We start from the raw sequence: 7,868 nt of genomic DNA, 5'->3' as shown, positions 1-7,868 counted from the left end.
TTTTCTTTAAAGCAGACTTCTTAGCAATAGCACTAACTAACTCTTCCTTATTCATCCCCTAACTCCTATTTACTTACTTATTATGCAACATAACTACAAACTACCATATCTTCTACAACAATTTAAAGAGAAAAAGAATCTAAGCTATAAAATAAACTCTTGACAAATAAATAGATTCTATTTGTAAAAATCTGTCCCGTTTAAAACTGCCCAAATTCCCATTTAATTCTGCCCGCTACACTTTAGCTGTATTTTCATTATTGCAAATTATAAAAATATCTATGATGCAAATCTTATAACTAAAGATAATAAAGAAGTAATAGCTAAGAATATTGCTAACTATACCTCTAAATATTGGGTTAGCGGAGATAAGTTTGATAAATTAATTACTGAGCAGAAAGAAATTTTAAAATCATCACAAAATTTACCTAATTTTTATTTAATAGCAGCTTTAATAATCTTAATAGAAGTATCTTTAGCGTATATGACAATCTTCGGCTTTAAAAAATTAAAGCCTATAGAGAAATCTATAGTAGATTTAGAAATTGCTAATATTAATAATGCTAAGTCCGCTAAGTTTTTTGATGAGACCACTGTGTCTGCTAAAGAGACCACTCAACAGTCTGATTTGTCTACTGAGCATAGTGGACAGAGTGGACTAAATAGCGGACTAAGTTTAATAGACAAAGTGGACTGTCCACTAAATAGTTCGCAACTAAATTTACTCGGTATAGAAATAGGTAAATATCATGGAACAAACAATAATATTAAACTAGAAAAATTAGGTAATAAATTTTACAAAAATAAACAACCTATTTCTAAATCTTATTATTATCAATTGTTACAAACCATGAATTAACAAAAATGACAAGCCAATGTTAAGTAGTAGGAAGAAAGATGAGTTAGATGATATTTTAAATAGAAATCGTAGAAGATTATCTAAGATTAGATTTAAACAACTTAGTAGTGTTTCTAATACTATTAATTTTAAAAATAGTAAAATTCAAAATCTACCTAAGACTGATATAATTAATCAGAATATCAAAATTAAACAAATTAAAAATAAGCAGAATATTGAAATAGTTCCTACTATTTTTAAAAGTATAGCATGGAGAAAAAGTTATGATAGTCTGGGTATTTTAATGCAGTATATTTTAAAAAATACGGAAGTTTTAGAAAATAATTTAGGAGAGGTGGTAGGAAAAGAATATACGCAAATAAAAGCAGAGTTTGAGAGATTTAATTTATTACAAGATAAAGATAATTTAATCAAATATTCCAGAAATACTAAAGAGAACAACTTAAAACACAGACAAATCGGGCATTTTGTATTCTCTTTACCGAATAATAAGCTAGTAAATAAAGAATTGTTACAAAAGGTTTTAGTTGAAAAACTCCCAGAGTTATTTACTGGGTATAAATATTGTTTCGGAATTCATAGTAACACTCAGAATATGCATGCTCATATAGCACTAAAAACTAAGAATGATCTTACTGGTAAGCAAATTAGATTAGGAGGTAAAGAATTACTACAAATTAATAAAATACTTTATGCTGCTTGTTTAGAAAATACTTTAGATTTAGGACTAAATTTAAGTAAAGCTAACGAGAAAATTATACCAAAAATTACAAAAATTAAAAAACTTCCTGATTTTTTATTAAAAACTCTACCTAATTGGGTAAAAATGTATGAAAATAATGAGTTTGGTTATATCTCAACAAATGAAAATACTCTAAAATTATTAGATAAATTAGAAATGAGCAAAGAAAATATTACTAAATTCTTACATATGTACAATGAAGATAAAAACAAGGCTATTTGGTGTCTTAATAATATGCCTAATTTATTTAATGTAACTAAGAAAACTATACGAGATTATAAAAAAAATAATGATAATAAGGGATTTACCTTGAGAAAAGTGCAAATAGAAACTAAAAAAACTAATATTGATATGGATAAATGGAAAAAAGAAAGATAGAAATTCATAATTATAAGGGTAAGTTATTTTATGCCGTAGCTAGACCTTTAATTAAATATTTTGAAGATTTTACAATTGAAGATTTTCAAATTAATGAGTTTAGCAAAGCTACTCTAATTAAACGAGGCGGAGTTAAGGAATTTATTGAGGATGCTAATCTTAGTGAGAAATTTGTAAAGAATTTAATGTTTACGGTTTGCGGTATGAATAATCAAAAATTTACCTCCTATGAGCAACAGGTATCGGCCATGTTACCAATGAACAAATTTAGATTTAGCGGTTGTGTAGGTAATACGGTGGGTAGCGGAGTAGAGATATCCATAAGACTAAATGATAATTATTTGTATCATAGCTATAAAGATTTTGCCTTAAGTAATTTAGAATATAATTATTTGATTAAATATATTTCTCAACATCAAGCCTCAATCTTTATTATCGGAGGAACCGGTACCGGGAAAACATCTTTTACTAATGTTCTAATTCAGAATATCTCTACTAATGAGGTTATTAAGGTAGTAGGGGATATTCATGATTATATTTTTACAAAAAAGCAAAAATATTCAGAATTATTTACTAAGAGTGAAAAGGAATACAAAGATAAGTTTGATTTACTGATGAGAGTAAATCCGGATAGGATTTTAATTCCCGAATTATCAACCTCCAATGTAGATTTAATTCTAAGAGCAATAGGAAGCGGACATAAAGGCTTTATGCTAACAATGCACGCAGGAGATAATGATTTAGCAGTAGCAGAGGCTTTTAAAAGAAATTTAGCTTTAAACGGTAAAGATAGTATAATTTTAGAAGAAATTCAAAAAACCATTAACTCTAATATAGATTTTCTAATTTATTTAGAAAAAGATACTAAGGGTAGAAGATATGTCTCTAAAATTACTATTAATAACCAAGATTACCTAGAGGAAGCTAAAAATATAGGAATCTTCGGGTATACTCATACTCATAAATTAAAATCTAAGCAAAAAATACCCGGAAAGATAAGAGCTAATACCTCAATTCTAAAGATTGCTAAAGATTTTAATACAGGTATGAGTAGGAGAGAGCTTGCCGTAAAATATAAAAAATCTCGCAATACTATTAATAAAACTATGCAATTAATAATAGATAGATAGTATAATTATTTTAATAATTCTATTATCAAGGTAAATACAAGATAAAGATAGGTGAAAACATGACTAATCAAGATTTATTTAAAGAAAAATTTAAGAATTTAGAGAATATTTGGCAGAAAGATGAAAATGGTATTGAGTTTATCTATGCCAGAGATTTACAAAAGGTATTGGTCTAGAAGAATTGATTCTGAGCATAGACTAGTTTACAAATACCAAGATAATAAGCTAATTATTATTCAATGTAGATATCATTATTAACTATTTCAACCTCAACTACATTATTATTTTTCCATTTAAAACAAATACGTCATTATAGATTTATTCTAATAAAAATATTATTTATAGTATAATTATAAGTGGCTCCTGTTTTTTATGTATAAACTCAGTAAATACCTAGTGTTGAGTGTAGAAAAGTGGCTCTATTTTTAGGTGGTGGCATCAAAAGTGGCACTCATTTTTTTAATAAAAAGCTATGTTTTGTAAGGGGTTAAAGGCTGAAAAGTGGCTCTCAAAATGGCACTATTTTTAAATTAATTTCTAAAAAACAAAGGTAGAGAAACTAAGGGATTAAAGGTAGTAATAAACTTATGCAGGAATCGCATTTTGTATTACACAAATGCTATAAATCCTGATTTTAACAGGACTTGAAGCCCTTAATTTTTCACAAAAATTTAAAATGTTGAACTTAAAACTCTAGTATATCCCTAGGGTTTTGCTTTAGAAATAATTTTTACTAAATTATTAGTATTTTAATAAGTAATAAGCATTTAATAGTTATTACATAAAATAGTATGCATCTTGAAATATCTTGACATATCATGATAGGAATATTATACTATCCCTATAATAATTAATATAGGAGTCTATGTATTATGGAACAAGAACTAGTTAAATTTTCAACTCAAGCTAAAAAAGAATTATTAAATGAGGTAAAAGAGTTAGCTAAAATTGAGGGAAAACATTTTCAAAATTTAATAGAGGAAGCATTAATAGATTTATTAGATAAGCACAACAATAAAATAAGGGAACCTGTATTGCAAAGCTCTCGCAAAAATAGAATAAAATATAATAGTGTTTTTCAAAAGCTAGCTAAATAATGCGAAATATAGGTAGTATATATTTAACTTTGGAAGAAATTTTAGAGATACATAAGGAACAAATAATAGCTTATGGTGGTTCTCACGGATTAAGAGATAAAGGTGCTTTAATATCTGCTTTAATGCGGCCTACTTTGGGGTATTATAATAATATTATAGAAGAAGCAGCAGCTTTATGGGAAAGCCTATCTCAAAATCATCCTTTTATTGATGGCAATAAGCGTACTGCTTTAGATAGTGTAATAACCTTTTTAGATATTAATGGTTATTCTGTAGAGGTAGAAGCAGATATCTTATGGGAATTTATGAATAACTTATATCAGAATAATAAATTTGAATATCAAGCGTTAAAAACTTTTTTAAATAAGTATACTGTAAAATTAAGTTCTTAAGTCTATATTTACTTTATTGTTTTGCTTGAGGTAGTATTTTTAATGTATTTTACAATAATTATATACATTATACTTGACTTTGCAGTGCGGAGTGCATTATACTATATTTATATACAAGTAAAGATAAGAAATATATGATAATAAACTTTAAGTGTAAAGAAACCGAGAAACTATGGAATGGGATAATATCAAAAAAAACCCTCAAAATATTTTAAGAAGAGCTTTAAACAAATTATCTATCTTAAATAATGCTAAAGGATTAAATGATTTAAAAAGTCCTCCTTCTAACAATTTAGAAGCACTAAAAAGAGATAGATTAGGACAACTTAGCATTAGAATAAACTGACAATATAGAATTTGTTTTAAATGGGAAAATAATAATGTAGTTGAGGTTGAAATAGTAGATTATCATTAAATGAGGAGCAGAAGAATGTTAGAAAATAATTATATAAATATTACAATGGGAGACTTTTTAAAAGAAGAGTTTTTAGAACCATTAGGGTTAACTCAAAATAAATTAGCAAAACTAATCAATGTAGAGAGTTCAAGAATTAACCAAATTATTAATAATAAAAGGGGTATTTCTGTGGATACTGATTTACGACTTTGTAAATTATTCAGTATGAGCGAGGGTTTCTTTTTAGGTGTACAAGAAGATATAGAAAGAAGGGAACTAAAAATTACTAAGGCTAATGAGTTATCCTTAATTGTTCCTCTAAACAAAGCCTCCGGATATGCAGGCTAATAATACAATAAAAAAGCTAAATATGAAATAATATTGATATCTTCTTGTTTTTTAAGCATGTATAAATATAATTTTCTATGTAATAAATATAGTACTGAGTATAAATCAATATTGTTAATTTTGTTATTTTTATTTTATTGTTAGAGATTCTAATAAATGTTAAAATAATCAGTAAGATGAAAAATATGTTATAAAACATTGGGAGATATAGAATGAATAAAGAAGATAATAGTAGAGAAACTTTATTAAGTGAAATAAACGCAGATGTTCGGAATCTTAATGAGATAGTATCTGAGTTAGGAACAATAAGGTTGCAAGCTGATGTTTTTAAGACTCTGTCTAGTACCCTATACTATAAAACTCACTATCTTGCAGAAAATAAAAAATTATTAGATTGAAAAGGAGAATATTATGAGAAAGTTATTAGTTATATGTATGGTGTTTATGGTGTTATTACCGAATGTTTTATGGGCAAAGCTTATGGATTTAAAACAGTATGGTAAAAATTATTATCTTAATACTGAAATTATCCAATTTGTAGAACAAAAGAAAGAGACTTGTGTTTTAACTGTTTCAAGTCTTCTTAAATCTTCTATAGACTGGATTAAATTAGAAAATACGGATTGTAATAAATTTGTTCAAGAAAACAATCTAGATAAATAACTATAAAATACTTGCTTTAAATTACTTTAATAAGACTGAAAAAACTGATTTTCAGTCTTATTTTTTTGCTCAATTTTGTATTACTCTTTATATATAAGATTTTATTATAAGGAGTTTCTAATTATGAAAAAGCTATTATTTTTATTTATATTATTACCACTTAAAGTGTTTGCAGGTGCAGGGATGATACCTGGAACATCAATTGTATACGATCCAACTAATGAAAAGAATTCTCTTATTCAAATAGAAAATATGGCAAGGTCTATAGAATACAATAAACAAATGGCGGAGCAGATAGGTAAAGGAGAGTTCACACCCGGGGTTATAAATTATGTGGATAACTTATATTCTAAATGCGGAGGTAAAAAATACGGCTTACCTGATTTCTTTCCCAAACCAAATTTGCAAATCTGCTCAGATGAGAAAAAGCTTATAGATACTAGCCTTAACTATTATAGAGATAATGTCCTAACACTATCTTTTGATACACCTGAAATTGCCAAGAAAAAACAAATCAAACGCAGAGATGATGCGATAAGAATAAGGAGTTATGCCTTATCTCGGTCGGTTATTGATATGGAAAAAGCTAAAACTAATACCGATACTATTAAAAATCTTAATAAGGCGATTAAATCATCAAAAACTCAAATGGATATTCTAAAAATACAACTCCAAGTACAAGTAATGATGTTAGAACAACTTCAAACCTTGAATGAGAGACAAGCCTTATTAATTCATATGAATGCCGTTAAAGAATAAATAATGAAAGCTCTATCCTTACTACCAATAGTATTTATGCTACTTATTGTTCCTAATTTTGCCTTTGCTGCTAATGTTATTGCTGATAATTATTTGGGGTCTTCCTTAGTAAACTTTTATGAAAACCTACTAAGAGCTACCAGAGCAGTAATTAGGGATAATTTTAATGTAGTAAGTAGGTCTGCTACTAGCTTATTGGGAAGTATAGCCACAGTGTGGATTGTAGGATTTTCTATTTATTGTTGGAAAATGGGTGGTAGATTTTTTACGGATTTTATCTTTAAACTATTTTTATTTATAATTTTATCTTTTCTATTAAGCTTTAATATTTTTGATAAATATGTATTGTCTAATGTGCAAGGATTGTTTGATGGCTTACCCAGTTTGTTCGGAGGAGGTAATTTTGCAAGCGGTAATGTTATACATAATATCATTAAACAAAATGCCCAATTAATAGATAAAATTGCTATTAGTTCGGAAGCCGGTAACTGGGCAAACTTTATATTCAATAAAATAGGGGCATTAATTGCTATTGCCTGTTTAATGTCCCTAACCATAATAGTTGTAATTAATGTGTTACTGGCAACAGTTACCTTTTATTTGGTGCTTAGCTTATCTCCTATTTGGATTTTGTGTTTCTTTCTTAGCTTTACTAGAAAATATGGCTTAGGTGCTATAACCGTAGTGGTATCCTGTATTGTTAATATGACGCTTTTAGGAGCTTTTTTAAACTTATATTCCGGAATAATGTATCAATCCTTAAGTTTTACAGGGCAAGGAGATTTTATCTCAATTTATGGTTCAATTATTATAGTTGCAATTGCCGGAGGTCTGTTACTCAAGCAAGTTAATGTAATTGCTCAGGCAATTACCGGGCAGGCACTTGACGCCGGTGGCGGTGGTTGGAAAATGAATCCTTTTAGGGGAAAAGGTAACAAAGAAGGTGGCAGTAAAACAGGAGGTAATAAAGGATGAAGTACAGGAGAAACGGCTTAATGAAGAAAATTTTAATCTTATTGGTATTCTTAGCAAATATAGCCGGTTGTGGTTCACGTTATGAAGATAATCCGGCAGAAATCGGCAGAGGACGTGATGATATGAAA

12 protein-coding genes are annotated in these 7,868 nt (G+C 27.9%); all 12 read left to right on the top strand.

The window, feature by feature from the left end; all coding sequences use genetic code 11:
• Positions 1–484 precede the first annotated feature (484 nt).
• The 12 genes from ACQCX0_RS04130 (at position 485) to ACQCX0_RS04075 (ending at position 7,740) form a co-directional block, all read left to right on the top strand.
• Positions 485–859, top strand: coding sequence for a hypothetical protein (locus ACQCX0_RS04130; protein ID WP_462562913.1), 375 nt, complete (start codon positions 485–487; stop codon positions 857–859).
• Between the two features lie 16 nt (positions 860–875).
• Entirely contained in the window at positions 876–1,979 is a 1,104-nt protein-coding gene (locus ACQCX0_RS04125) for a relaxase/mobilization nuclease domain-containing protein (protein WP_462562912.1), read from the top strand.
• On the top strand, positions 1,961–3,109 hold the full coding sequence (locus ACQCX0_RS04120; protein ID WP_462562911.1) for an ATPase, T2SS/T4P/T4SS family: 1,149 nt from the start codon (positions 1,961–1,963) through the stop codon (positions 3,107–3,109). Before ACQCX0_RS04125 ends, ACQCX0_RS04120 begins: the two co-directional genes overlap by 19 nt.
• A gap of 120 nt (positions 3,110–3,229) precedes the next feature.
• Positions 3,230–3,367, top strand: a complete 138-nt coding sequence (locus ACQCX0_RS04115; RefSeq protein ID WP_462562910.1) for a type II toxin-antitoxin system YoeB family toxin — start codon at positions 3,230–3,232, stop codon at positions 3,365–3,367.
• Between the two features lie 614 nt (positions 3,368–3,981).
• Positions 3,982–4,206 carry a hypothetical protein gene (locus tag ACQCX0_RS04110; RefSeq protein WP_462562909.1) on the top strand — a complete coding sequence of 75 codons (225 nt, stop codon included), beginning with the start codon at positions 3,982–3,984 and terminating at the stop codon, positions 4,204–4,206.
• Positions 4,206–4,598, top strand: coding sequence for a type II toxin-antitoxin system death-on-curing family toxin (locus tag ACQCX0_RS04105; RefSeq protein ID WP_465029884.1), 393 nt, complete (start codon positions 4,206–4,208; stop codon positions 4,596–4,598). The genes ACQCX0_RS04110 and ACQCX0_RS04105 overlap by 1 nt, the downstream gene beginning before the upstream one ends.
• Before the next feature lie 172 nt (positions 4,599–4,770).
• Positions 4,771–4,944: a type II toxin-antitoxin system RelE/ParE family toxin gene (locus ACQCX0_RS04100; RefSeq protein WP_462562907.1), complete on the top strand. Its 174-nt coding sequence runs from the start codon at positions 4,771–4,773 to the stop codon at positions 4,942–4,944.
• 84 nt (positions 4,945–5,028) lie between these two features.
• Positions 5,029–5,343 carry a HigA family addiction module antitoxin gene (locus tag ACQCX0_RS04095; RefSeq protein WP_462562906.1) on the top strand — a complete coding sequence of 105 codons (315 nt, stop codon included), beginning with the start codon at positions 5,029–5,031 and terminating at the stop codon, positions 5,341–5,343.
• Positions 5,344–5,555: 212 nt separating this feature from the next.
• Positions 5,556–5,741: a hypothetical protein gene (locus tag ACQCX0_RS04090; RefSeq protein WP_462562905.1), complete on the top strand. Its 186-nt coding sequence runs from the start codon at positions 5,556–5,558 to the stop codon at positions 5,739–5,741.
• Positions 5,742–5,754: 13 nt separating this feature from the next.
• A complete protein-coding gene (locus ACQCX0_RS04085; protein WP_462562904.1) occupies positions 5,755–6,006 on the top strand; it encodes a hypothetical protein in 252 nt (83 codons plus the stop codon).
• A gap of 123 nt (positions 6,007–6,129) precedes the next feature.
• Positions 6,130–6,765 carry a hypothetical protein gene (locus ACQCX0_RS04080; RefSeq protein WP_462562903.1) on the top strand — a complete coding sequence of 212 codons (636 nt, stop codon included), beginning with the start codon at positions 6,130–6,132 and terminating at the stop codon, positions 6,763–6,765.
• A 3-nt stretch (positions 6,766–6,768) separates the two neighbouring features.
• Positions 6,769–7,740, top strand: a complete 972-nt coding sequence (locus tag ACQCX0_RS04075; protein ID WP_462562902.1) for a type IV secretion system protein — start codon at positions 6,769–6,771, stop codon at positions 7,738–7,740.
• Positions 7,741–7,868 lie beyond the last annotated feature (128 nt).

The organism is Candidatus Hepatincolaceae symbiont of Strigamia maritima (assembly GCF_055505085.1).
Note: the sequence above shows the minus strand (reverse complement) of the source record. Positions and strands in the feature narration are given on the sequence as shown.

Bases quoted from the DNA above. Each gene is read 5' to 3' on its own strand.
- ACQCX0_RS04130 (WP_462562913.1), top strand. From the start codon at position 485: ATGACAATCTTCGGCTTTAAAAAATTAAAGCCTATAGAGAAATCTATA.
- ACQCX0_RS04125 (WP_462562912.1), top strand. From the start codon at position 876: ATGTTAAGTAGTAGGAAGAAAGATGAGTTAGATGATATTTTAAATAGA.
- ACQCX0_RS04120 (WP_462562911.1), top strand. From the start codon at position 1,961: ATGGAAAAAAGAAAGATAGAAATTCATAATTATAAGGGTAAGTTATTT.
- ACQCX0_RS04115 (WP_462562910.1), top strand. From the start codon at position 3,230: ATGAAAATGGTATTGAGTTTATCTATGCCAGAGATTTACAAAAGGTAT.
- ACQCX0_RS04110 (WP_462562909.1), top strand. From the start codon at position 3,982: ATGGAACAAGAACTAGTTAAATTTTCAACTCAAGCTAAAAAAGAATTA.
- ACQCX0_RS04105 (WP_465029884.1), top strand. From the start codon at position 4,206: ATGCGAAATATAGGTAGTATATATTTAACTTTGGAAGAAATTTTAGAG.
- ACQCX0_RS04100 (WP_462562907.1), top strand. From the start codon at position 4,771: ATGGAATGGGATAATATCAAAAAAAACCCTCAAAATATTTTAAGAAGA.
- ACQCX0_RS04095 (WP_462562906.1), top strand. From the start codon at position 5,029: ATGTTAGAAAATAATTATATAAATATTACAATGGGAGACTTTTTAAAA.
- ACQCX0_RS04090 (WP_462562905.1), top strand. From the start codon at position 5,556: ATGAATAAAGAAGATAATAGTAGAGAAACTTTATTAAGTGAAATAAAC.
- ACQCX0_RS04085 (WP_462562904.1), top strand. From the start codon at position 5,755: ATGAGAAAGTTATTAGTTATATGTATGGTGTTTATGGTGTTATTACCG.
- ACQCX0_RS04080 (WP_462562903.1), top strand. From the start codon at position 6,130: ATGAAAAAGCTATTATTTTTATTTATATTATTACCACTTAAAGTGTTT.
- ACQCX0_RS04075 (WP_462562902.1), top strand. From the start codon at position 6,769: ATGAAAGCTCTATCCTTACTACCAATAGTATTTATGCTACTTATTGTT.